The sequence below is a fragment of the Tenacibaculum sp. 1B UA genome, assembly GCF_033978845.1.
Classification (GTDB): Bacteria; Bacteroidota; Bacteroidia; order Flavobacteriales; family Flavobacteriaceae; genus Polaribacter.
The window spans coordinates 20,389-43,435 of sequence record NZ_JAKVUA010000024.1 but is presented as its reverse complement, the minus strand read 5'-3'; the positions used below and the strand labels follow the sequence as shown (position 1 = coordinate 43,435).

Genomic DNA, 23,047 nt, shown 5'->3' with positions numbered 1-23,047 from the left:
ATATTTTTTGTAACACTTTCAATATTCTTTCGTAATTTGCATTTAAGTTGTTCATTGTTAATGTTTTGTAGTTAAAACAATTTACTGATTATCAGTAAGATGAACAATTTTTTTATTTTAAATCATAATGCACAACGGGTTATTAGATTTAATCTTTTAGTAACAGCCTTTCAAAAACACCAGAATTCGTATTATCCACCACTTTCCAATTATAAATTTTAGAGAGTTGGTAAATCTTCGATAATTCTTCAAACAAACGAGTTTTAGCATCTTCTTGTAGTTGAGATACAGTTATTGTCGATTTAATCTTTTCAATCGCTTTAGCATTCAACTTATTCAGTTCTTGTTTAGAAAAGGTATTAAACTGACTCTGCTGTAAATCAAAATACTTAATATCAGGAGATATAACGAGTTCTTCTTCAGGAATTTTATTAATGATGATTTGTTTACCAATACTGTCTATCTGGATTTCTAATTCTGATAAATCATAACCTACCTCAACTTTAGCATTTACAGAAAGCATTGCTTTCTTTTCAAATGTAAGGTATCCATAAAAATATTTTCTTGCATCCGTAAAGCTGTACAATTCAGAGAAATTTCCTTCTGAAACCACTAACTTACTTAGGTTTTGAATTCCGTTTAATACTACTTGAATTTCTTCTTGCTCGTACTTTTCTTCCTTCTTTTCATACCATAATTTTGCAATTAAAAATCCTAATACAAAGACAGCAAGATATTTTAATAAACGCATCGTTTTCTTTTTCTATAAATATAGGAAAAGTATCTAAAGTACTTTTATGAAGCTTGTTTTGTTTCTTCTTCTTTAGGAAATGCTTGCTTATTAAATAAAAATAGTAAAGCTACTCCTATCGTTATCCAAGAATCTGCACCATTAAAAATAGCATTAAAAAAGGTAAAACTTTCCCCTTCGTAAATAGGAAAGTATAACATATCTACTACTTTTCCGTGAAATAGTTCTCCGTAAGGATTATCTGAAAAAAGTGTTGCCACGTTGTGGTATGAAGAATCAAAAATAATTCCATAAAAAACAGAATCGATAATATTACCTACTGCTCCTGCTAAAATTAGCGCTATCGCAATGATAACAGCTGTATGCGCTTTTTTCTTGATAGATTGCCACAACCAATACACAATACCTGTAACCGCAATAACTCTAAATAAGGTTAAAAACAGTTTTCCTGCTTTACCCCCAAATTCAAAGCCCCATGCCATTCCATTGTTCTCCGTAAAATGGATTCTAAACCAATCATTGAAGACAACAACTTCTTCACCTAATTGAAAATGTGTTTTAATGTAAATTTTACTAATTTGATCAATCAAAATTGCCAGAATTACAGTAAGTATTGCGATGTGTTTTTTAGACATTTTTTCTATTTAATGGAAACAAAAATAAGAAAACTATTTTTATGTTTTTCTTCTGATTTTTAGAAAGAAAAGACCAATAGTCCTTTAGACATATTGGTCTTTAATATATGGTTAGATAAAAGATATTATCCTTTTAACCAAACTTTTCTTAGTTCTCTTTGTTCTTGTGTTGCTTTTGGGTTTTCTTTTAAGCTAGTTCCTTTTGTATACGACTGCGTTAAGGTTGTTTTAATAACCACCTCTTTACCATCTCTTTCTAATTTTACTTCAACTTTGTTTCCTGGTTGCCACATAAACATTTTAGTAAAAATTTGGTTTGCGTTTTCCTTTGTTATAGCTGCTCCATCTACTTCTTTGATTGCATCATTAGATTGTGCTCCATTTTCAGCCCAAAAGCTGTTGTCTTTTACAGCTTCTGTAAATCGGATAGTTTTTGTTGCTTTATCTGCTCTCACAATCATAGCTCCATTATTTTGGATATAATTTGTTTTCACTTTTGATTCATCTAATACTAATCCTGCTTTAGCAAAAAACTCATTATAATTAATTGGTGTACCTCCTACTACATGTGTGTTTAAAAAAGTTCCTATTGATGGATATGTCATTTCAGTAATTTCTTCAATTAACTTATCATCTTCAAATGGTTTGTTTTTCCCATATTTTAATGACAACTCTTTCATTAATGATAACACACCTCTATTTCCATTACTTTCTTCACGCATTAAAATATCAATACACATCCCTATTAAAGCTCCTTTTTGATACACATTGTAATACTGAGAAGCATAAGGCTCGTCTAATACATTTTCACTCATTTTAGTAAAACTCATAGCGTCATTCATAGAAGATGCAGTTTTAATTTTACCCATAATTTTACTGTAAAATTCATCTTCTGTTACCAAACCTTGATTTACTTGAAATAATGTAGCAAAGTATTCTGTAATTCCTTCATACATCCATAAATGCTTAGAGAATGTTGGCTGGTTGTAATCGAAGTAATGTACGTCTTCTGAATGTACACTTAACGGAGTTACAATATGAAAAAACTCATGAGAAACTACATCTATCATACTTTTTGCCAACGCTTCATCTGGTATTGCTTCTGGTAACACTACTACGGTTGATGTATGGTGTTCTAAGGCCCCAAATCCTTTAGGTGCTTTTTCTGTTCCGTCAGATAGGTATAAGTAAATATCGTAACGTGCCGTACTGTTGATGCTTCCTAAATATGCTTTTTGCGCTTGCATCATTTTTTCCATCACAGCTTTAATTTTTTCAGCTGAGTGTTTTTTGTTTGGAGAATATACACTTAACACAATTTTAATATCTCCTACTTTAAATTCTTCAACATCTAGGTTTCCATAAAACATAGGATTGTCAGTAATATCAAAATAACGTGGTGCAAAATAACTTGAAGTTAAGGTTGAACCGTCTTCACTTGTTTTTGTTCCTACTTCTTGTAAAGCGGAAGTTCTTTTAAATTTAGTAGGCGAAACAACATCTAACTTATATTGACTGTTTTTTAAAGAATCAAAGTATCCTACAAATCCGTGAAGGTTTAATACATAATTGGTAGGCTCTATATTGGTTCCTGCTGGTGAAAATGGGGTCTCTCCTCCAATTCCTCCTGAGACTTCCATATCAAAAGTATCATTTACTAAATACGTTACTTTATCTAATTTTTCAGCATTGGTAATTTCCCAAGTATTGGTATCAACTTTTGTAGCTTCTAATTCATTTCCTTCATAATCTAAAGCCTTAAAGCTGTCTACATATTTACCAAAATCACTCACAGAGTATGTTCCTTGTACAACTCTTGGTAGTCGATATGTTACCTTTTCAATTGTAAACCTACCTGGGTTAACAGTTACTGGTACTTTATCATTGTCAACTTTTGTTAAATCTAAGGTTGCTGCTATTGGGGTTTGAACAGCTAAATCGTTTGTTGTTTTTTTTGTGGAATTACAGCTTATTAATAACAATACTGCAATGGCTGCGGTTAGTATACTTTTGTTCATTTCTTAGTTTTTAATTAACCATTAGACAAAGTAACTTATATTTTGTTACGTGTAGCTATTATAAAATTTTGTTAATTACTCTAATTCTACGTTTATGTTAGCATGAATAGAGCTTATAGTAAGTATTTTAGAAGTAAATGTTATTTCTTTAGAAAATGGAGATATTTTTCTTTCTCCATTTATAAGGATTGTTCCGTTGTTAGTTTTTAACCCCAAACTTGTTTGTTTATCAATATTAGCAAAAACATTGCCTTGGAAAAGATCTATACTTGAGTTTCCTTTAATTGTGTTTAACTTTATATTTCCTCTTTCTATATAGATATTTACATCTCCTTTATAACTTTTTGAAGTTACTCCAATCGTTCTTCCATGAATGCTTATATGTTTATTTTTGGGAACTTTTATAACTGCTCTTGCTCTTTCTAGTCTCCTCGTTATATATTTTCGAAAGACTTCATTTTTTAATGCTGGAATATTTAACTCAAATGTTATTGTAAAAACTTTTCCTTCTTTTTTAAATAATATATTATGTGTATGTGGGTTTTCATCTAATAAAACTACTTCGAGTTGTTCATCTTTTGAATTTTCAATTACAATATCGTCCAAACCGTAAGTAACGACTTCGAGTTCGTTTGCTAACATTTTTCTTTTCTGTATTATTTTTTCTTGACAGTAAAGAAAATGAACACTTAGCATAAGTAAAAACAATAGATATTTTTTCATACAAAAAAAGCCTCTAAAAGAGGCTCTGTTTATTTTTAACTTTAATACGTTATTGTTTGCGTTTTGCTTCAATACTTAAAGTAGCATGTGGTACTAACTTTAAGCGTTCTTTTTGAATTAGCTTACCTGTAACTCTGCAAATACCATAGGTTTTATTTTCAATACGAACTAAGGCATTTTTTAAGTCACGAATAAATTTTTCCTGACGTATGGCTAACTGCATATTTGCTTCTTTAGCCATCGTATCTGACCCTTCTTCAAAAGACTTAAATGTTGGCGACGTATCATCAGTTCCATTATCTGAACCGTTTTTATACGATGCTTGTAACAATTTTAAGTCTTCTTCAGCTTTTTCAATTTTCTTTTGAATGATTTCCTTAAACTCTAGTAAATCACTATCTGAATATCTTATTTTAACATCATCCATAATGCTATATTTTTTCAATTAACATTCTACTTTTAATGGTATCAAACTCAATTTCTGTACCATTCTTTAAATCATCAACAAAAACTAATTCGTTTGTTAATGTTTCTGTCTTAATGTAGTTTTCATTTGCTAATACCGATTCTTCTAAATCGTTCGCTTGTAAAATGGTTAATTTTATTTTATCGGTTACTTCTAAACCTGTGTCTTTTCGTGCGTTTTGAATTCTATTAATTAATTCTCTTGCCACACCTTCTTTTCTTAAATTATCGTTTATCGTAACATCTAAAGCTACTGTTAACCCTTCTGCATTTGCTACCAACCAGCCTTCGATATCTTTTGATGAAATCTCCACATCTGCGGTTCCTAAAGTAATCATTTTATCATTAACTTTTACAGAAATTTCACCATCTTTTTCAATTTTAACGATATCTTCTTGTGTAAAGTTTTGAATTTGATTTGCTATCAGCTTCATTTCTTTCCCAAATTTAGGTCCTAAAGCCTTAAAATTTGGTTTGATTTGTTTTACCAAAATTCCTGAAGCATCGTCTAATAATTCTATCTCCTTAACGTTAACTTCTGATTTTATTAAGTCAGCTACTGCTAAAATTTCTTCCTTCTGCGTTGCATCCAGTACAGGAATCATTATTTTTTGTAGCGGTTGACGTACTTTAATTTTCTCTTTAGCTCTTAGAGATAGAACTAACGAAGAAATGGTTTGTGCGTTTTCCATTTTACGCTCTAATGACTTATCTACTAAATCAGCATTGTATTTTGGAAACTCTGCTATATGTACACTTTCAAAACTTTCTTTTCCTGTAGCATTCACTAAATCTTTATATAAACGATCCATAAAGAAAGGAGCTACTGGAGACCCTAATTTAGCTACCGTTAACATACAGGTGTATAACGTTTGGTATGCAGAGATTTTATCTTGTGCATACTCTCCTTTCCAGAAACGTCTTCTACATAAACGTACATACCAGTTACTTAAGTGATCTTGTACAAAATCAGAAATAGCTCTGGTTGCCTTAGTAGGCTCATATTCAGCATAAAATTTATCTACTTTTTGAACTAAGGTATTTAATTCAGATAAAATCCAACGATCAATCTCTGGTCGTTCATTAATAGCTATTTCAGCTTCGCTATACGTAAAGTTGTCAATATTTGCATATAGAGAGAAGAATGAATAGGTGTTATATAAAGTTCCGAAGAACTTACGTTTCACCTCTTCTATTCCTGCTAAGTCAAATTTTAAGTTATCCCATGGATTTGCATTTGAAATCATGTACCAACGCGTTGCATCTGGACCATATTCTGACAATGTAGTAAACGGATCTACTGCATTTCCTAAACGCTTCGACATTTTTTGCCCGTTCTTATCTAACACCAATCCGTTAGACACTACATTTTTATATGCTACTGAATCGAATACCATCGTTCCAATTGCGTGTAAGGTATAGAACCATCCACGAGTTTGATCTACTCCTTCAGCAATAAAGTTCGCTGGATAGCTTTCTTTATTATCGATGAGTTCTTTATTTTCAAACGGATAATGCCACTGTGCATACGGCATAGAACCAGAATCGAACCATACATCAATTAAATCGCTTTCGCGCTTCATTGGTTTTCCTGATGCCGAAACTAAGATAATTTTATCAACTACATTTTTATGTAAGTCGATTTTATCATAGTTATCTTCAGACATATTTCCTACTTCAAAATCAGCAAAAATATCTTCAGACATTATACCTGCATCAACTGACTTTTGAATCTCTTCTTTTAATTCAGCTACAGAACCGATACAAACTTGCTCTGTTCCATCTTCAGTACGCCAAATTGGTAATGGAATTCCCCAAAAACGAGATCGTGACAAGTTCCAATCATTCGCATTTTTTAACCAGTTACCAAAACGTCCTTCTCCTGTTGATTTTGGTTTCCAATTAATAGTTTCATTTAAATCGAACATTGTATCCTTTACATCGGTTACTTTGATAAACCAAGAATCTAATGGATAGTATAAAATTGGTTTATCGGTACGCCAACAGTTCGGATAACTGTGCACATATTTTTCAACCTTAAAGGCTTTGTTTTCTGTTTTTAGTTGAATCGCTAGCTCTACATCTATCGATTTCTCTGGTGCTTCTCCGTCGGCATAGTATTCGTTTTTCACATACTTCCCTGCAAACGCTCCCATTTCTGGTCGAAATTTCCCTTGTAAATCTACTAAAGGAACTGGGTTCTCATTTTCATCTAATACTAACATTGGTGGTATTTCCGGAATTGCTTGTTTGGCAACTAACGCATCATCAGCTCCAAACGTAGGTGCAGTATGTACAATACCTGTACCATCTTCTGTTGTAACAAAATCACCGGTAATTAGTCTAAACGCATTTTCTGGATTTTGATATGGTAAAGCAAATGGTAATAATTGTTCATATTTAATACCTACTAAATCTTTTCCGATAAATTCTTTTACAATTGCATAAGGAATTTGCTTATCTCCTTCAGTATAATTTGCTAATTCAGCTACATCTTCTACTTGATTAAACTTCTTCCCTGCAAATTGTTTTGACACTAAGTTTTTAGCCAACACAACTTGAATTGGCTCAAAGGTGTATTGGTTAAATGTTTTTACTAAAACATACTCAATCTTTGGACCAACAGTTAATGCTGTGTTTGAAGGAAGTGTCCACGGAGTTGTTGTCCAAGCTAAAAAATGTATATCTCCTTCGACTTGTAAAAATTCTGGTAAGGTTTCTTTGATTGTTTTAAACTGAGCTACTACTGTAGTATCTGTAACATCTTGATACGTTCCTGGTTGATTTAACTCATGCGAGCTTAATCCTGTTCCTGCTTTTGGGGAATACGGTTGAATCGTATATCCTTTATACAGTAAATCTTTATCATAAATTTGCTTTAACAACCACCAAACCGATTCCATATATTTTGGTTTATAAGTAATATATGGATCTTCCATATCTACCCAATATCCCATTTTTTGAGTTAGGTCATTCCAAATATCAGTGTAACGCATTACCGCTTTTTTACAAGCTTCATTGTACTCTTCAACCGTAATTTTGGTTCCAATATCTTCTTTGGTGATTCCTAATTCTTTTTCAACCCCTAATTCTACAGGTAAACCGTGTGTATCCCAACCTGCTTTACGCTTAACTTGGTATCCTTTTTGGGTTTTATAACGACAAAAAATATCTTTAATGGCACGTGCCATTACGTGGTGAATTCCTGGTAAACCGTTTGCTGAAGGTGGTCCTTCAAAAAACACAAATGGTTCGTTTCCTTCACGTGTAGTAATACTTTTTTCAAAGATGTTGTTTTCTTCCCAATAGTTTAATATTTCTTCTGCTACTTTTGGTAAATCCAATCCTTTGTATTCAGTAAACTTCTTACTCATTTTGTCGGTTTATTAATTGAATGTGCGAAATTACGTATTTTCTTGTAATTGTTGAATTTGAGATATAAAAAAACACCTCAAAATTGAGGTGTTTTTGATACTTTATAAGTTATAATTGTTATTTTTTAACTATATAAAAATAAGATCTTCTATTTTTTTGATGCTCTTTTGTAGAGCATTTTGTTGTTTCATCACAATCGTTTAATAGTTTTTCTTCACCATAACCTAGTGCTTTTTCTATTCTTTCTGAAGATATCCCTCTAGAAACAATGTAAGCTTTTGTTGATTTTGCTCTTTTATCAGATAGCTTTTTATTGTATTCTTTCGATCCTCTACTATCTGTGTGTGATTCTATTCTAATTATCATTTCTGGGTGATTTTTCATTACCGAAACAATATGTTCTAACTCATATTCTGCATCTTTTCTTATTGCATACTCATCAAAATCAAAATAAATAGGGTTAATCACAATTTGATCTTCTATAATCAATGGTTTTAATGATAAGTTTGTAGTAACAAGCTGTTTATTTACATCAAGGGTTTGTAATTGTTTTGTGTCTGCTTTATAATCTTCTTTTTCTGCAACAACAATATAGTCTTTCTCACAATCAACCTCAACAAAAGTATACGCTCCATTTCTTCCTGTTATTTTTTGCGCTAAAACCTTACCTTCAGCATTAATTAATTTGACTGTTACTCCTGATATTGGCTTGTCACTATTTTCTTCTGATACTACACCTGTTATATCTTCTTTACAATTATATAAAATAAAGCTATAGATGTCATCATCTCCTTTTCCTTCTTTTCTATTAGAAGAGAAGAAACCTTTATTTCTTTCATCGTCTACCACAAAAGCAAAATCGTCATACGATCCATTTATTGGAGCACCTAAATTATTTGGTTTTTGATAAGTACCTGAATTATTTTTTGATTCAAAAATATCAAGGGCTCCTAAACCTAAATGTCCGTCTGAAGCGAAATACAAGGTATTGTTTTTAGCTATGAAAGGAAACATTTCTCTTCCTTCAGTATTTATTTCTTTTCCTAAATTTACTGGTTCTCCGTAAATGTTATTTTCTAAAAGTGCTACTTTGTATATGTCTGTTTTTCCAAAACCATTTGGCTTATCTGAAATAAAATACAATGTTTTCTCATCTGGACTTAAAGTTGGGTGCCCTACAGAATAATTATCATTATTAAATGGAAGTTCCTTTATGTTTCCCCACTCTCCGTTTTCAAACTCTGCTTTATATATTTTAAGATATGCTATTTGATTATCTCCTCCTTCTAATTTCTTCCCATTAAAATTTGTTCTGGTAAAGTACATTGTTTTACCATCTGAAGTAATTTCAGCATTAGATTCGTGATATTGTGAACTTAATGATGAAATTATTTCTTCTTTTTCTAAATCTATTATTTGTTTTTCTTCATTATAAACTTCATTTGCTTTGTAGATGTTTAAATGCGGTTGGTTGTTCCATTTATATAGTTTGTCATTTTCTCCAACAGGTTTTGTAGAAGCAAAATAAAGCTCATTACCATAGGTAAACCCACCAAAGTCAGAATACTGAGTATTGACTGAGAGATTGGTTATATTTACAAATGTTTTCTTTTTTCCATTACTATATTTGTTAAAATAACCTTCATTTTTCTCTAAAGCTTGCCCTCTTGAATCATTCTCTTTAATTTCACTAAACTTTAAAAGCCATTTATCAGACTCTTTAATTTTACCATTACTTTTTAAAGATTGTGCATATCTAAAAAAATATTCTGGCGAAGTCATACTTTCATAGTTATCCATTAAAAGTTTATACCATTTTTCGGCCTCCAAAAACTCTGAATTATAATAATGAGAATCTCCTAAACGACTAATAACTTCGTATGATTCATTTCCTTTATCATAAATTTTCTCGTATAATTCTGCCGCTTTCTTATAAGCAAACTCTTCAAAATATTTGTCAGCCGTATACTTTCTTTGCCCTAAACAAATACCACTAAAAAAAATAAACAATACTACTAACTGTTTTCCCATATCTTCTATCTTTTGTAGTTAAACAACACTAAAAACATTCATTTTTTTGAAATTTTAGCTTATTCCTCGTTCTTTTTTAATTTGTTCATAAGCTGCTTGTATTTTTTGAAATTTTTCTTTGGCTCCTTTTCTATGCTCCTCTCCTAAATTTTGAAGCTTATCTGGATGGTATTTTTTTGCCATTCTACGATAAGCTTTCTTTACCTCATCGTTAGTAGATTCTTTTGTTATTTCAAGTATTTTATAAGCTCCATCAGACTCATCATAAAACATTGCTTTTATTGATGAGTAATCATATTCGTTGATATATAAATAGCTTGCTATTTTTCTAATTTCTTCTTCCTCTACACTAGTTACTTGCCCATCTGCTTTTGCTATTCCAAACAAAAAATGTAATAATTGTAATCGTGTAGCATGTGACATATACTGACGTATTTGTAAACAAACTTGTCGTGTAGATACTTGTTTCTTAATAATGCCATTGAATAATTTAAATGCATGATTTGCTCGTTCTTTACCATACATTTTTACAAAATACATACGAACATAGTCCAGTTCACGCCTATCTATTTTTCCGTCAGATTTAATAACTACCGAAGCTAATATTAGCAGGCTTATTTCAAAATCTCCTGACGTGGCTCTTCCTCTTCTTGGTTGACCTCCTGTCTTTTTTTGATATTCTTGCTGTTCTTGTACGAAATCTTCTACAGAAATTCCATCAATAAAACTTCCTACAGCAAACCCTATAACAGCTCCTATTGGACCTCCTAATGTAAAGCCAGCTCCTGCTCCAAGCCATTTTGCAAATTTTCCCATTGTTTGTTTTTTAGAGGCCACAAAGATAAAACATTACCAATCTATCTCCATACATATTTCAAGTTGATTGTTGCCACGAAAAGAAGTATCTTTGCCTTAAATTTTAATTCAAAAATATGTATCCAGAAGAATTAGTAAAACCAATGCGTGATCAATTAATTGACGCTGGTTTTGAAGCTTTATATACTGCTGAAGATGTTGACAATGCTTTAGCCAAAGAAGGAACTACGTTAGTAATGGTAAACTCTGTTTGTGGGTGTGCTGCAGGTACTGCAAGACCTGGTGCTATTGCTTCTTTAGGAGCAGATAAAACTCCAACAAACTTAACTACAGTTTTTGCAGGTGTAGAAAAAGAATCTACAGCGAAGGCAAGAGAATATATGATTCCTTTCCCTCCATCATCTCCTGCAATTGCTTTATTTAAAGATGGTAATTTAGTACACATGTTAGAGCGTCATCATATTGAAGGTCGTTCTGCACAAGCTATTGCGCAAAATCTAGCCGCTGCTTACGACGAGTTTTGTTAATTTTTATTTAGAACAAAACCTATTAAAATAAAAAATCCAGCAGTTTGCTGGATTTTTTTATACTTTCTTAATTACATTGGTTACAACTCCCCAAATGATAAAATTATTTTCTTCTGTAATTTTTATGATTGGGTAATTTGGATTTTCAGGCTGCAACCAAACTTCACTATCTTCAACTCTTAATCGTTTTACGGTAAACTCTCCATCTAAAAAACACACTGCTATTTTATTATTGGTTGGCGGAATACTTCTATCGATTACCAGTAAATCATTATCATCTAAACCTGCACCAATCATCGACTGACCACTTACTCTTGCAAAAAAGGTAGCTTCTTTATTTCTAATAAGTTCTTCATCTAAAGAAATACGCGTTTCCCTGAAATCATCAGCAGGAGAAGGAAAGCCCGCAGAAATACCTGTATCCATTAAAATAGCTCCTTCACTTTCATTTAACTCTTTTGGTAAGAAAAAAGTCAATGCCTCTGATGCTTTTACTGGTTTTAATTTTCGTAACATCTTATTATTTGTTGTTTAACTAAACTTATTTTACTTTAATAATATCGTTAATATTTGTAGTATATTTTGGTGATAATCGTTCTTGACGCATCTTCCAAGTACGTTGTAAATCTTGGTTTGCTAATTTAATCTTATCTGCTTTATAAGTCTGATTAATTTTATCAATCGCACTCATTAAAGAGGCGTGCTTCGGATTTTCACTTGCAAACATATCTATCTGATAATTGTCTGAAGGTACCAACCCTGTTACAATTACTCCTGCTCTTTTATACTTTATCCCGGCTTTAAAAATAGCTGCTACCGCTTGTACTGCACTTTTACTTATTGTTAATGTGGAGTTTGTCGGGTATGGAAGTACAACTGTTTTACTTGCTCGATGTTGTTCAGTTTCTTTTTTATGATAATCACTACGCAATAACACTATTATCATATGACAACTTGAGTTTTGCTTTCGTAATTTTTCTGCACAACTTACAGCAAACGTTGAGATTCTTTCTTTAATATTATCTAAGTCCGAAAATGTATATTCAAAACTTCGGGTTGTTGCTATTGCTTTTTTATTAGTAGGTTCATCTAATTGTATTTTAGGCTCTCCTTCTAAATCTTTTTTTAACTTCCAACCTGTTATTGAAAGGTTTTTCAACACCCAATCATCATTTAACTGTGTAAAATCGTACGCTTTTATACATCCTTTAGCTTGTAGTCTTTTTTGTATACCTCTTCCAATTCCCCAAACACTTTCTATAGAAGTCCATTTTAATGCTTTTATTCTTTTTTCTTCGGAATCAATCACACACACTCCACCTGTTTCTTTCAAAAATTTTCGTGCAATTTTATTAGCAACTTTACTCAACGCTTTTGTTGGTGCAATTCCTACACAAGTTGGAATACCCGTCCATTGTAAAATTCTACTTCTGATTTCAATTCCATAAGAATTAAAATCATATTCATCAAAACCTTTGAATTGTAAAAAAGCTTCATCAATAGAGTATACTTCCACATCTGGAGAAAATTGTTCTAAAATTTTCATCACTCTAGCACTCATATCTCCATACAACGGATAATTTGACGACAGCACTGAGATATTATTATTTTTACAGAACTGATTCCACTTAAAGATTGGAGCTCCAAATGGAAGTTGCAAGTCTTTAGCTTCATCACTCATTGAAATAACGCAACCATCGTTATTACTTAAAATAGCCATAGGTTTCCCTTGCAAATTCGGATTAAAAACCCGCTCGCAAGAAGCATAAAAGTTATTACAATCTACCAACGCATACATAGTTGTAAAGGTACAGAATATTGAAAAAATGAACTCTAACTAACTTTCCTTATTTTTGTTTCATGGTTAGAAAATTAAAAATTGACGGAATTGATAAAATCATTATCAAACGCCTTGTTAAAGATGCACGTACACCTATTTTAAGTATTGCTCGAGAAGTGGGGATATCTGGTGCTGCCATTCATCAACGATTACGAAAGTTAGACGAATCGGATTTAATTGATGGTTACAAAATGGTATTAAACCCAAAAGCATTAGGATATACTACTACCGCTTTTGTTGGTGTATTTTTAGATTCTTCTAGCTTATATTCTTCGGCAATTAAACGCTTAAAAGAAATTCCTGAGATTGTAGAAAGTCACTATACTACTGGTAACTATGCTATTTTCATTAAAATACTGTGTAAAAACAACGAGGACTTAATGCATTTGTTAAATAAGGATATTCAAACCATAAAAGGAGTTTCAAGAACCGAAACTTTTATATCTTTAGACCAACAAATAGATCGACAAATAAAAATTTAAAAATCCCTAATGAACGATTTTATCTTCTACTTTAAAATGGGCTTGTTTCACGTACTAGATTTTAAAGCCTATGACCACATTTTATTCTTAATTGTATTAGCTGTTGTATATCAATTTAAACAGTGGACAAAAGTTTTATGGTTAATTACCTTATTCACTATTGGTCACTCAATAACTTTAGCACTTTCGGCATACGGAATTTTAAATGTACGAGCAGATTTAATTGAATTTTTAATTCCGTTAACGATATTCATCACGGGATTAATGAATGTATTAACCGCAAAAAAAGCATCAGTAGGAAAAGAAAACCAGAATTTATTTTTTGCTTTATTTTTTGGGCTAATTCACGGGCTTGGTTTTTCTAACTATTTTAAAATTATGATTGGAAAAACTTCTGATAAATTCTTACCTTTATTAGAATTTGCCTTAGGTGTAGAAGTAGCACAAATTATTATTGTATTGGGTATTTTATTAATTGGAGCTTTAGTGCAATCAATCTTTAGTGTAAATCGTCGTGATTGGATTTTAATCATGTCATCAATCGTAATCGGGTTCGCTTTACAAATGATGTTTGACCGTGTTTTTTGGTAAAAAATTAACGCCTAACTAACACAAATCTAACTACCTTAGCTTATCTAAAAAATCACACTGAAAATTTTGAAAAAAAAACAATTAAAATACGACATTGCCTATTTAAAAATGGCAAATGAATGGGGGCAACTTTCACACTGTATTCGTAAAAAAGTAGGCGCCTTAATTGTTAAAGATCGAATGATTATTTCTGATGGTTATAATGGTACTCCTTCTGGTTTTGAAAATTATTGTGAAGACGAAGAAGGATACACCAAATGGTATGTGTTGCATGCCGAAGCCAATGCTATTTTAAAAGTAGCTTCTTCTACACAATCATGTAAAGGTGCTACTTTATATATTACACTTTCTCCTTGCCAACAATGCAGTAAATTAATACATCAAGCAGGAATAAAACGTGTAGTATATGCACAAGCATACAAAGACCGGTCAGGATTAGAATTTTTAGAGAAAGCTGGTGTCGAACTGACTTATTTACCTTATGAACAAGAATAATTTACCTATATATTTATCTATTGCTGTAGTTTTTGGAATTCTTATCGGAACTTTTTTTAGCAACGGAAATTCAAGCAGTCTTATTGGAAAAAGCTCGTCAAGCGAACGAAAAATAAAACGCTTAATTGACTACATTCAAAGTGATTATGTTGATGCTGTTAACACAGATGATTTATTAGATGGAGCCATTGCCGAAATGCTAGGTAAATTAGACCCTCATTCAGTATACATTCCTAAAGAAAACTTACAATTAGTTACCGAAAACATGCAAGGTAATTTTGTTGGAATAGGTGTTCAATTTCGTATGATTGGTGATACTATTACCGTTATAGAACCTATTAAAGGTGGACCAAGTATTGAAGCAGGCATTAAAGCAGGTGATAGAATTTTACTTGCAGACAAGGATACACTCTATGGGAAAAAACTGCAAACTTCCCAAATAATGAAAGCTTTAAAAGGAAAGCCAAACACTAAAGTTGATTTGCAAATTTATAGAAAAACCAATGATAGCGTTTTTAACGTCACTATTAATCGTGGTAAAGTAAATATTAAAAGTGTTGATATTGCTTATATGCTAAACGATAGTGTTGGTTATATAAAATTAGATCGTTTTGCTCGTAACACCTATATTGAGTTTAAATCTTCTTTAAATAAATTACTCACCAAAGGAATGACTGATTTGGTTTTAGATCTTCGTGGAAATGGTGGTGGTTTTATTGATATTGCTAATGATATTGTTGACGAGTTTTTGGAAGATGAAAAACTGATTGTATTTACTAAAAATAACAAAGGAGATATTGTAGAGTCTTTCGCTACTGATAAAGGTGATTTTGAGCACGGTGGGTTATATGTACTAATTGATGAAAACTCCGCCTCTGCTTCTGAAATTGTAGCTGGGGCCTTGCAAGATAATGACAAAGGTATTATTATTGGACGTCGCTCTTTTGGAAAAGGATTGGTACAGCAAGAAATGGACTTAGGAGATGGTTCTGCTGTACGATTAACTACTGCTAGGTATTATACTCCAACAGGACGTTCTATTCAAAAACCTTACAAAAAAGAAGCTGATGCCGAAGAATACAGTCACGATTTTGAACTTCGATTAGAAAATGGTGAATTATTCACTAAAGACAGTATTAAAACTATTGATAGTTTAAAGTTTACAACACCAAAAGGAAAAGTTGTATACGGTGGTGGTGGAATTATTCCTGATCATTTTGTAGCTGTAGATACCTCAGCTTATGTTCCTACAATTTTCTTCCGCCCTTTAAATGACTTCGCTTTTTCGTATGTAGATGATAACCGTAAAAAACTCGCTTCATTAACAGTTGAAGATTTTATTAGCAATTTTGATAAAAACAAAGAGGTTTCAGATAAATTCTTAACAAAACTAAAAGATTTTAGACTTTCGGAAAGAACAAAAAATCAACTTCGTAGTAACTTAAGAGTATTAATTGCTCGTGAGCTTTTTAGCGATGAAGGTTTGTATAAAGTAGACCAAAAAGATGATAAAATGCTTCAAAAAGTGTTTGAGTTAGAACAAAAGCAAAATGAATAAGAAGACGTTAAAAATAATTGGAACAATTGCGTCTGTAATTATAACTTTTAAATTCTTTGGTTTTATTGTTGAAAACTTTATACATGGGTGGAATAACCCTTTGTAGTCAATTCTTTTAGCTTAAATTATAGTTTTTTTATCTTACTTTTTTGTTACGTATAATAGTAAATTTGTGCTACGCATAAATCAATAAAAAGTAAGCTACTACAAATGAAGAAATCTGCGAACACAAGAGCAACTATTTTACAACAAGCTTTTGAGCTTATTTATAAGAAAGGGTATCAATCTACTAGTATTGATGAAATTATAGCGACTACTAAAGTAACAAAAGGTGCTTTTTATTATCATTTTAAAAATAAAAAGCAAATGGGAATTGCTGTTATTAAAGAGGTAATACAATCCAAAACCATTTATTTTTCTGTAAGTTTTCTTTCTTCTTCTACCAGTTTACATCATTCTTTATATAAGATGATTGAAGAATTGCTTTTTCACAACTCTTTTTTAACCATAGAATATGGTTGTCCTCTAGCTAACTTAATTCAAGAAATGTCTCCTTTAGACAATGATTTTAAAGAAGCTCTTGATGAAGCAAAGTCATTATGGACAAATGCTATTGCTACTTCTATTACCAAAGAACAACAAAATAATACTTTTAACTCAAATATTAATGCTGAAGAAGTTGCTAATTTTATTATAGCTAGCTATTGGGGAACTAGAGCTTTAGGAAAATTAAGCAACAAGATAGATACTTATACCCATCATTTAAATCAATTAAAACTTTACTTAACTAGTTTAAAACAGTCTTAACCCTAAAAACATACCGATTAGTATGTTTTTATTTTATCTTTGCTTTGTTCTAAAAAACAAGCAATGCAAATACATAATAATTATAGTCCATCTGTACTCAACAGAAAAGAAATCCAGCAGTTTAAAAAACTCTTAATTGCTTCTAAATTAAAAGAAACTTACACTAAGTTTTTATATAAAACTGGCATTAAGTCTAAACTAGATTTTGATATTAACACTATTGGAATTCCAGACTCTAAACTATCTAAACTTGCTTTAGAAGAGGCAAATGAGTTATGTAACCCAATACTTTTATATCATTCTTATAGAACCTTTTTTTGGTCTGCTGGAATTGCTCTTTCAGAAAAGCTACATTATGATGAAGAGTTACTATTTGTTTCCTCTATGTTACATGATATTGGTTTAACAGATACTCACAACCATGTGTGCAGTAAACAATGTTTTGCCAATTACGGAGGCTCTTTCGCAAATGAATTTGTAAAGAAAAATGATGGTGAAGATAAAGCTTCCGCTATTAAAATTGCTATTGATATGCACTTATACCCTAGTGTAGATAAAAAGAAATTTGGTAACGAAGCTTACCTACTTTCAAGAGGTGCAGCTATGGATGTAATTGGTTCACACTATTTTCAAGTTCCAACTTCTTTTATTAAAGAAGTTCATAAAACGTATCATAGAAATGGTTTTAAGGAAGATATTATTGAAACTATGGAAACATTAAACCATAAAGAAAATACCAGAGCTGATATTCTATACAAAATGGGATTTGCCTCAATGGCTTCAAAAAATATTTTAGGTTCTAAAAAATTTACTTTTTAGAGATAAACTTAGCTTCCCTCTTAGTCTTATATACTTCTTCGATGGTTGGATTTTGAGGGCAGCTTTTTATTTGCTCAAACTTATCACCTGATTTTACATAACCTGTTTGCAATATTTTAAAGTAAACTCCTGGTATGTTTTGTTGCCAAAACTGTTTTACAATTTTCATATCATTAAAACGCACTCCTAGCTTCATGCATGGTTGACGTGGTTTAGTTACTTCAATAATAACCTCTCCTACTTTAAAAGTATCTCCCACGTGCAATTGACTTTCCTCTAAATCCGAAACAGTCAGATTTTCACCAAACATTCCATACATCCAATCCAAATTAGGATGTAACTCTTTCCAATATGCATAATGCTTCTCTGAATAGGCATATACCGCTTGATCTATTCCTCCATGATGTTCTCTATTACAAATAACATCATCTTTTACTTTTTCAACATCTAAAAAGATAGGTTTCTCAACAGGAAACTTAAAAATACCTGTGGTAACAGTTTTTCCTTTCCAATCGATTTCTTTTCTTTCTCCTATGTTTGTGGCTACAATTTTCATTTTATTTTTTTATTCAATTAAAAAATTCTGCAATACATCCGCAATTTTTCGGTTGTCTGATAATTGTGGAATCTTATTCTGACCTCCAAACTTTCCTATGGATTTCATATATTCATGGAAACCTCCTTTTTTCACTTTTCTTATGATAAGAGGACGTAAAATTTTACCTTCAATTAAATCGAAATAATATACATTCTGCTCTTGCATCGATGTATCTATTTTAGATGCTAGTTCATCTAAGTTTTCAGGTTCGTTTTCAAACTCTATAAACCACTCGTGATATGGTAATCCACTTTCAGGATTTACTTGCGGAGCTACTGTAAACTCACTTATGTTCACATCAGTTCCTTTTATAGCATCATTCAACGCTTTTTCTACCTCTTTCCCTATTACATGCTCTCCAAAAGCAGAAATAAAGTGTTTTATACGTCCTGTTACTTTTATTCTGTAGGGTTTTAAAGAAGTAAATTCTACAGTATCACCAATATTATATCCCCATAATCCAGCGGAAGTGTTAAGGATAATAACATAATTAATACCTAACTGAACATCTTTTAATGAAATTCTTGTTGGATTATCATCAAAAAACTCATTAGCGGGAATAAACTCATAAAACATTCCGGAGTTTAATTGCAACAACATTCCTTTTTCGGTTTGCGAATCTTGATATGCAATAAATCCTTCAGATGCTGGATACAATTCTACATAGTCTATTTTTTTTCCAATTAACGCTTCAAACTTGTTCTTGTATGGCTCAAAATTTACACCTCCATATACAAAGAAATTGAAGTTTGGAAAAATTTCAGAAACTGTATTTCCAGTTTTCTCAATCAGTCGTTCAAAATACATTTGTACCCATGATGGAATTCCGCTAATTACCGTCATGTTTTCTGGCAAAGTTTCTTCAACTACTTTATCTACTTTGGTATCCCAATCTTCAATACAGTTGGTTTCCCAACTCGGTAAACGGTTTTTTAAGAGGTAATTTGGGACATAATGCGCTGCTATTCCACTTAACCGTCCTAATTTCACGCCGTTTTTATCTTCTAAAACTGGACTTCCCTGTAAAAAAATCATCTTCCCATCAACAAAGCTAGCATCGTTTGTTTCTGTAATATAAAACAACAAAGCATTTCTAGCTGCTTTGATATGTGTGGGCATGGATTCTTTACTAATAGGAATATATTTTGCTCCTGAGGTTGTTCCTGAAGTTTTAGCAAAATACAAAGGCTTTCCTTTCCACAAAACATTCTCTTCTCCAGCTACAACTCTATCTACATAATGACGTAAACCTTCATAATCGTTAATTGGAACTCTTTTTTTAAAATCTTCGTAATTATTGATTGATATAAAATCATGATCTTTTCCAAACGCTGTTTTACATCCTTCAGTAACCAAATATTCAAAAACTTTTTCTTGAGTTTTGTGTGGGTTATTTGCCCATTTATATACTTGCTTACGAACAATTTTCGCAAATGGAATTGCTAATGCTGATTTTATACTCATTATATCTTTACTATTTTAAATATGATTCAACGCTGTTTTTAGCTATATTATCTTTACTCTTACTTACTGAAAATCTATATAATTTGTTGGGTTAACTGGAAATCCATTATTCCACAATTCAAAGTGTAAATGAGGCCCTGTAGTTAATTCTCCTGTAGAACCTACACTTGCTATTGCTTCTCCAGACTTTACGACATCACCTTGTTGCTTTAACAAAGTTCCGTTATGTTTATATACTGATATAAATTCGTTAGAATGCTGTATAGTCATTACATATCCAGTTTCTGCTGTCCATTCTGCTAAAATAACTGTTCCGTCTGCTACTGCTTTTACAGGTGTACCTGTTTTTGCTACTATATCAATCGCATAATGTTTGTCATTAACATCAAATGGTTGTGATATGCTTCCTGTTAAAGGTGAAAAGAATACATTTTTAACTCTATTTTCCCCTGCATTATATAAAGGAAATAAATCTTTTCCTTCAATTTTCTCTCTAAACAATGAATCTTCTTTTGATGCTTGCAGTTTGCTTTCATCAAAAGCAATGGTTTTCATTTCATTTGTTATGGAGTCTATCTTTTCTGGCTCAATTTGCCCTGTTAAAACAGGTTTTAAGGCTTTTGTGTAACTTTCAATAACCGATAATCTGGTTTTTAAAGAATCTGCTTCATACGTTAATCTGGTAGCTTTCCTTTTTAAAGCTGTTGAAGAATATCCTGGTATGTATTCTCGTATGCCTGTGAATGCTATTAACAAAGTAGTAAGTACAATGAGAAGTATAGAAAACACCCCTCCAAATACAAAAACATTTAATCGTGATAACTTTAGAGAAAATCGTTCTTGAAAGGTATCTTCGTTTATAATTACTAAGCGATATTTATCGGTAAGTTTTTGTTTTAGCTTTCGCTTTTTTTTATCTTTTGCCACGTTTTATACTTGTTTGGATTTCAAATATACAACGAAAAAACGGCGAAACTATTTTTTATAAAAATTCATCTCATCTATATACTTCCACACTTTATCAGACAACAAAGGTTTACAGTTTTTTTCTTCATTTATTGCATTCCGAATCATGGTTGAAGATATTTGTACAATAGGTGCTTCAACTCTATGAATTTTCTCGTGTTCTTTAAATTGATTTTCTACAACACCGTTTGATATTCTGGGGTAAACATAAATATTATAATCCTCTAAAATAAACTCATAGTTTTTCCATTTATGCAAACTTTTCAGGTTGTCTTCCCCCATAATTAGGCTAAACTTATAATTAGGGTGCTTTTCTGAAATATGTGCTAACGTATTTATGGTGTAATTTGGTTGTGGCAGTTTGAACTCGATATCTGAAGGCTGAATTTTCTCATATCCTTCAGTTGCTAAATACACCATTTCTAAACGATGATGATTATCTAATAACGAGCTTTTCTTTTTAAAAGGGTTGTGAGGTGTTACCATCATCCAGATTTCATCTAAATCTGAGTTTTCAACTAGATGATTGGCTATAATTAAATGCCCAATATGAATTGGATTAAAAGTCCCGAAGTATAATCCTATGTTTTTCATATTTATAGATACTAGACTTATTCTTTAACTTCTTTTTCTATTTCTAAAAAATCATCTACTAACTCTTCCGCTTCTTGTAAAGCTACTGGTAAATCGTAGTTTTTGATGATTTTATCAAACTGTGGTGCTGTAGCTAATTCTACTGAGGCTTTCGCGATGCGCATGTTAATTTTATCTTCGCTTTCGGTACTTCTTTTCTTTAAACGAATCTTCAATTCATCAACACTTGGTGGTTTAACAAACACAGCTAAGGTTTCTGCTGGGAATTTCTTTTTTATACGTAGGCCTCCAACTACATCAATATCAAAAATCACATGTTTTCCTTTCGCCCAAATACGTTCAACTTCGGTCTTTAAAGTACCGTAAAAATTATCTCTATATACTTCTTCCCACTCTAAAAATTCATCGTTTTTTATTTTTTGCTTGAATTCTTTTGCTGAAATAAAATAATAATCTTTCCCATCAACCTCTTCTCCTCTTGGTGCTCTAGATGTAGCAGAGATAGAAAACTCCAAATTAAACCGTTCTTGTGCTAACAAATGACGCACAATAGTAGTTTTACCTGAACCTGATGGTGCTGAAAACACAAATAACTTCCCTTTAAACTCTTTCGCCATTTTTTATAAAACGTTTAAAATTTGCTCTTTTATTTTTTCTAACTCGTCTTTCATTTGGATTACTAGCTTTTGCATTGGCGCAAAATTAGCTTTTGATCCTGTTGTATTGATTTCTCTTCCAATTTCCTGAACGATAAATCCTAACTTTTTTCCATTTGAATCTTCTGTTGCTAATTGCTGTAAAAAATATTCAAGGTGGTTGGCTAAACGTACTTTCTCTTCGTTAATATCTAACTTTTCTAAATAATAAATTAACTCTTGTTCAAAACGGTTCTCGTCAACCTCAACTTTTAAATCAGTTAATGCTTTTTGTAAGCGCTCTTTAACATGTTCAATTCTATCACCGTCTAATTTTTTAACCTCTTCTAAAGCAAATTGAATATTTAGTATTCTAGTTTTAAAGTCTTCTTCTAACGATTTAGCTTCGTCAATTCTATACTGAATGATTTCTTTTAATGCTACATCGATGTGTGCATCTATCTGTTTCCATTCTTCTTCATCTAGCTCTTCTCGTTCAGTTTTTAATGCGTCTGGCATTCTAACAGCCATTTTCATTAACTCAACATCATTAGAAGTTCCTACTTGAGTTACATTTCTTAATTGTTGCATGTACTCTTTTACCACACCTGTATTCACTGTCGTTGAAGTCTCATCGGCAGTCATTTCTACATAAATAGAAAAATCTACTTTACCTCTTACTAAACTACTAGCTAGTTTTTTTCGAACATTTAGTTCCTTTTCTCTATAATATGAAGGAATTCTTGTGTTTAAATCTAAATTTTTACTGTTTAAAGATTTAACTTCGATTGTTACTTTTTTTGAGGGTAAATGTAGTACGGATTTACCGTAACCCGTCATAGACTGTATCATAACTT

At 31.6% G+C, this 23,047-nt stretch carries 23 protein-coding genes; 7 read left to right on the top strand and 16 right to left on the bottom strand.

Annotated elements, in window-relative coordinates; all coding sequences use genetic code 11:
- Positions 1-148: 148 nt before the first annotated feature.
- The 8 genes from MK851_RS14475 to MK851_RS14440 form a co-directional block, all read right to left on the bottom strand.
- A complete protein-coding gene (locus MK851_RS14475) occupies positions 149-751 on the bottom strand; it encodes a DUF4230 domain-containing protein (RefSeq protein ID WP_320244568.1) in 603 nt (200 codons plus the stop codon).
- A gap of 44 nt (positions 752-795) precedes the next feature.
- Positions 796-1,386 (bottom strand): lipoprotein signal peptidase, encoded by a 591-nt coding sequence (locus MK851_RS14470; protein ID WP_320244566.1) that lies wholly within the window; start codon positions 1,384-1,386, stop codon positions 796-798.
- Between the two features lie 125 nt (positions 1,387-1,511).
- Entirely contained in the window at positions 1,512-3,404 is a 1,893-nt protein-coding gene (locus MK851_RS14465; RefSeq protein WP_320244565.1) for a peptidase M61, read from the bottom strand.
- Positions 3,405-3,479: 75 nt separating this feature from the next.
- On the bottom strand, positions 3,480-4,046 hold the full coding sequence (locus MK851_RS14460) for a DUF4097 family beta strand repeat-containing protein (RefSeq protein WP_320244563.1): 567 nt from the start codon (positions 4,044-4,046) through the stop codon (positions 3,480-3,482).
- 130 nt (positions 4,047-4,176) lie between these two features.
- A complete protein-coding gene (locus tag MK851_RS14455) occupies positions 4,177-4,554 on the bottom strand; it encodes a TraR/DksA family transcriptional regulator (protein ID WP_115900129.1) in 378 nt (125 codons plus the stop codon).
- 4 nt (positions 4,555-4,558) lie between these two features.
- Positions 4,559-7,966: an isoleucine--tRNA ligase gene (gene ileS / locus MK851_RS14450; protein WP_320244561.1), complete on the bottom strand. Its 3,408-nt coding sequence runs from the start codon at positions 7,964-7,966 to the stop codon at positions 4,559-4,561.
- A gap of 118 nt (positions 7,967-8,084) precedes the next feature.
- Complete coding sequence (locus tag MK851_RS14445) at positions 8,085-9,998, bottom strand: OmpA family protein (protein ID WP_320244560.1); 1,914 nt, start codon at positions 9,996-9,998, stop codon at positions 8,085-8,087.
- 54 nt (positions 9,999-10,052) lie between these two features.
- Positions 10,053-10,814 carry a TerB family tellurite resistance protein gene (locus MK851_RS14440; protein WP_320244558.1) on the bottom strand — a complete coding sequence of 254 codons (762 nt, stop codon included), beginning with the start codon at positions 10,812-10,814 and terminating at the stop codon, positions 10,053-10,055.
- A gap of 116 nt (positions 10,815-10,930) precedes the next feature.
- Here MK851_RS14440 and MK851_RS14435 point away from each other — a divergent pair, with 116 nt between their 5' ends.
- A complete protein-coding gene (locus MK851_RS14435; RefSeq protein ID WP_073182156.1) occupies positions 10,931-11,341 on the top strand; it encodes a BrxA/BrxB family bacilliredoxin in 411 nt (136 codons plus the stop codon).
- A gap of 57 nt (positions 11,342-11,398) precedes the next feature.
- On the opposite strand, the gene MK851_RS14430 is transcribed toward MK851_RS14435, so the two are convergent.
- The gene (locus tag MK851_RS14430) at positions 11,399-11,857 is read right to left on the bottom strand and encodes a LexA family protein (protein WP_303510411.1); all 459 of its coding nucleotides are present in this window, start codon (positions 11,855-11,857) and stop codon (positions 11,399-11,401) included.
- Between the two features lie 25 nt (positions 11,858-11,882).
- The gene (locus tag MK851_RS14425; protein WP_320244556.1) at positions 11,883-13,139 is read right to left on the bottom strand and encodes a Y-family DNA polymerase; all 1,257 of its coding nucleotides are present in this window, start codon (positions 13,137-13,139) and stop codon (positions 11,883-11,885) included.
- A gap of 62 nt (positions 13,140-13,201) precedes the next feature.
- Here MK851_RS14425 and MK851_RS14420 point away from each other — a divergent pair, with 62 nt between their 5' ends.
- From MK851_RS14420 to MK851_RS14395, 6 genes are all read left to right on the top strand, one after another.
- Positions 13,202-13,663 carry an Lrp/AsnC ligand binding domain-containing protein gene (locus MK851_RS14420; protein WP_303510406.1) on the top strand — a complete coding sequence of 154 codons (462 nt, stop codon included), beginning with the start codon at positions 13,202-13,204 and terminating at the stop codon, positions 13,661-13,663.
- Between the two features lie 9 nt (positions 13,664-13,672).
- Entirely contained in the window at positions 13,673-14,254 is a 582-nt protein-coding gene (locus MK851_RS14415; RefSeq protein WP_047789926.1) for a HupE/UreJ family protein, read from the top strand.
- A gap of 63 nt (positions 14,255-14,317) precedes the next feature.
- Complete coding sequence (locus MK851_RS14410; RefSeq protein WP_320244570.1) at positions 14,318-14,749, top strand: dCMP deaminase family protein; 432 nt, start codon at positions 14,318-14,320, stop codon at positions 14,747-14,749.
- Positions 14,736-16,307, top strand: coding sequence for a S41 family peptidase (locus MK851_RS14405; RefSeq protein ID WP_303510400.1), 1,572 nt, complete (start codon positions 14,736-14,738; stop codon positions 16,305-16,307). Before MK851_RS14410 ends, MK851_RS14405 begins: the two co-directional genes overlap by 14 nt.
- 210 nt (positions 16,308-16,517) lie before the next feature.
- A complete protein-coding gene (locus MK851_RS14400; RefSeq protein ID WP_320244551.1) occupies positions 16,518-17,114 on the top strand; it encodes a TetR/AcrR family transcriptional regulator in 597 nt (198 codons plus the stop codon).
- Positions 17,115-17,177: 63 nt separating this feature from the next.
- The gene (locus MK851_RS14395; RefSeq protein WP_320244547.1) at positions 17,178-17,933 is read left to right on the top strand and encodes a nitrile hydratase; all 756 of its coding nucleotides are present in this window, start codon (positions 17,178-17,180) and stop codon (positions 17,931-17,933) included.
- Here MK851_RS14395 and MK851_RS14390 read toward each other — a convergent pair.
- The 6 genes from MK851_RS14390 to MK851_RS14365 all read right to left on the bottom strand — a co-directional run bounded on the left by MK851_RS14390 (position 17,923) and on the right by MK851_RS14365 (position 23,042).
- Positions 17,923-18,489 carry an MOSC domain-containing protein gene (locus MK851_RS14390; RefSeq protein ID WP_320244544.1) on the bottom strand — a complete coding sequence of 189 codons (567 nt, stop codon included), beginning with the start codon at positions 18,487-18,489 and terminating at the stop codon, positions 17,923-17,925. The genes MK851_RS14395 and MK851_RS14390 overlap by 11 nt on opposite strands.
- A 9-nt stretch (positions 18,490-18,498) precedes the next feature.
- On the bottom strand, positions 18,499-19,995 hold the full coding sequence (locus MK851_RS14385) for a GH3 auxin-responsive promoter family protein (RefSeq protein ID WP_320244543.1): 1,497 nt from the start codon (positions 19,993-19,995) through the stop codon (positions 18,499-18,501).
- 63 nt (positions 19,996-20,058) lie between these two features.
- A complete protein-coding gene (locus MK851_RS14380; RefSeq protein ID WP_320244542.1) occupies positions 20,059-20,922 on the bottom strand; it encodes a M23 family metallopeptidase in 864 nt (287 codons plus the stop codon).
- 48 nt (positions 20,923-20,970) lie between these two features.
- Entirely contained in the window at positions 20,971-21,555 is a 585-nt protein-coding gene (nadD, locus tag MK851_RS14375; protein WP_320244540.1) for a nicotinate (nicotinamide) nucleotide adenylyltransferase, read from the bottom strand.
- A 17-nt stretch (positions 21,556-21,572) separates the two neighbouring features.
- Positions 21,573-22,172: a guanylate kinase gene (gene gmk / locus MK851_RS14370; RefSeq protein ID WP_320244538.1), complete on the bottom strand. Its 600-nt coding sequence runs from the start codon at positions 22,170-22,172 to the stop codon at positions 21,573-21,575.
- A 3-nt stretch (positions 22,173-22,175) separates the two neighbouring features.
- Positions 22,176-23,042: a YicC/YloC family endoribonuclease gene (locus MK851_RS14365; RefSeq protein ID WP_303510382.1), complete on the bottom strand. Its 867-nt coding sequence runs from the start codon at positions 23,040-23,042 to the stop codon at positions 22,176-22,178.
- Positions 23,043-23,047: the final 5 nt, after the last annotated feature.

Excerpts from the sequence above, each read along its gene's own strand:
- MK851_RS14395 (WP_320244547.1), top strand. The coding sequence starts at position 17,178 with ATGCAAATACATAATAATTATAGTCCATCTGTACTCAACAGAAAAGAA.
- MK851_RS14365 (WP_303510382.1), bottom strand. The coding sequence starts at position 23,042 with ATGATACAGTCTATGACGGGTTACGGTAAATCCGTACTACATTTACCC.
- MK851_RS14430 (WP_303510411.1), bottom strand. The coding sequence starts at position 11,857 with ATGTTACGAAAATTAAAACCAGTAAAAGCATCAGAGGCATTGACTTTT.
- MK851_RS14385 (WP_320244543.1), bottom strand. The coding sequence starts at position 19,995 with ATGAGTATAAAATCAGCATTAGCAATTCCATTTGCGAAAATTGTTCGT.
- MK851_RS14425 (WP_320244556.1), bottom strand. The coding sequence starts at position 13,139 with ATGTATGCGTTGGTAGATTGTAATAACTTTTATGCTTCTTGCGAGCGG.
- MK851_RS14455 (WP_115900129.1), bottom strand. The coding sequence starts at position 4,554 with ATGGATGATGTTAAAATAAGATATTCAGATAGTGATTTACTAGAGTTT.
- gmk (WP_320244538.1), bottom strand. The coding sequence starts at position 22,172 with ATGGCGAAAGAGTTTAAAGGGAAGTTATTTGTGTTTTCAGCACCATCA.
- MK851_RS14435 (WP_073182156.1), top strand. The coding sequence starts at position 10,931 with ATGTATCCAGAAGAATTAGTAAAACCAATGCGTGATCAATTAATTGAC.
- MK851_RS14440 (WP_320244558.1), bottom strand. The coding sequence starts at position 10,814 with ATGGGAAAATTTGCAAAATGGCTTGGAGCAGGAGCTGGCTTTACATTA.
- MK851_RS14475 (WP_320244568.1), bottom strand. The coding sequence starts at position 751 with ATGCGTTTATTAAAATATCTTGCTGTCTTTGTATTAGGATTTTTAATT.
- MK851_RS14445 (WP_320244560.1), bottom strand. The coding sequence starts at position 9,998 with ATGGGAAAACAGTTAGTAGTATTGTTTATTTTTTTTAGTGGTATTTGT.
- MK851_RS14465 (WP_320244565.1), bottom strand. The coding sequence starts at position 3,404 with ATGAACAAAAGTATACTAACCGCAGCCATTGCAGTATTGTTATTAATA.
- MK851_RS14420 (WP_303510406.1), top strand. The coding sequence starts at position 13,202 with ATGGTTAGAAAATTAAAAATTGACGGAATTGATAAAATCATTATCAAA.
- MK851_RS14390 (WP_320244544.1), bottom strand. The coding sequence starts at position 18,489 with ATGAAAATTGTAGCCACAAACATAGGAGAAAGAAAAGAAATCGATTGG.
- nadD (WP_320244540.1), bottom strand. The coding sequence starts at position 21,555 with ATGAAAAACATAGGATTATACTTCGGGACTTTTAATCCAATTCATATT.
- MK851_RS14400 (WP_320244551.1), top strand. The coding sequence starts at position 16,518 with ATGAAGAAATCTGCGAACACAAGAGCAACTATTTTACAACAAGCTTTT.
- MK851_RS14415 (WP_047789926.1), top strand. The coding sequence starts at position 13,673 with ATGAACGATTTTATCTTCTACTTTAAAATGGGCTTGTTTCACGTACTA.
- ileS (WP_320244561.1), bottom strand. The coding sequence starts at position 7,966 with ATGAGTAAGAAGTTTACTGAATACAAAGGATTGGATTTACCAAAAGTA.
- MK851_RS14405 (WP_303510400.1), top strand. The coding sequence starts at position 14,736 with ATGAACAAGAATAATTTACCTATATATTTATCTATTGCTGTAGTTTTT.
- MK851_RS14460 (WP_320244563.1), bottom strand. The coding sequence starts at position 4,046 with ATGTTAGCAAACGAACTCGAAGTCGTTACTTACGGTTTGGACGATATT.
- MK851_RS14470 (WP_320244566.1), bottom strand. The coding sequence starts at position 1,386 with ATGTCTAAAAAACACATCGCAATACTTACTGTAATTCTGGCAATTTTG.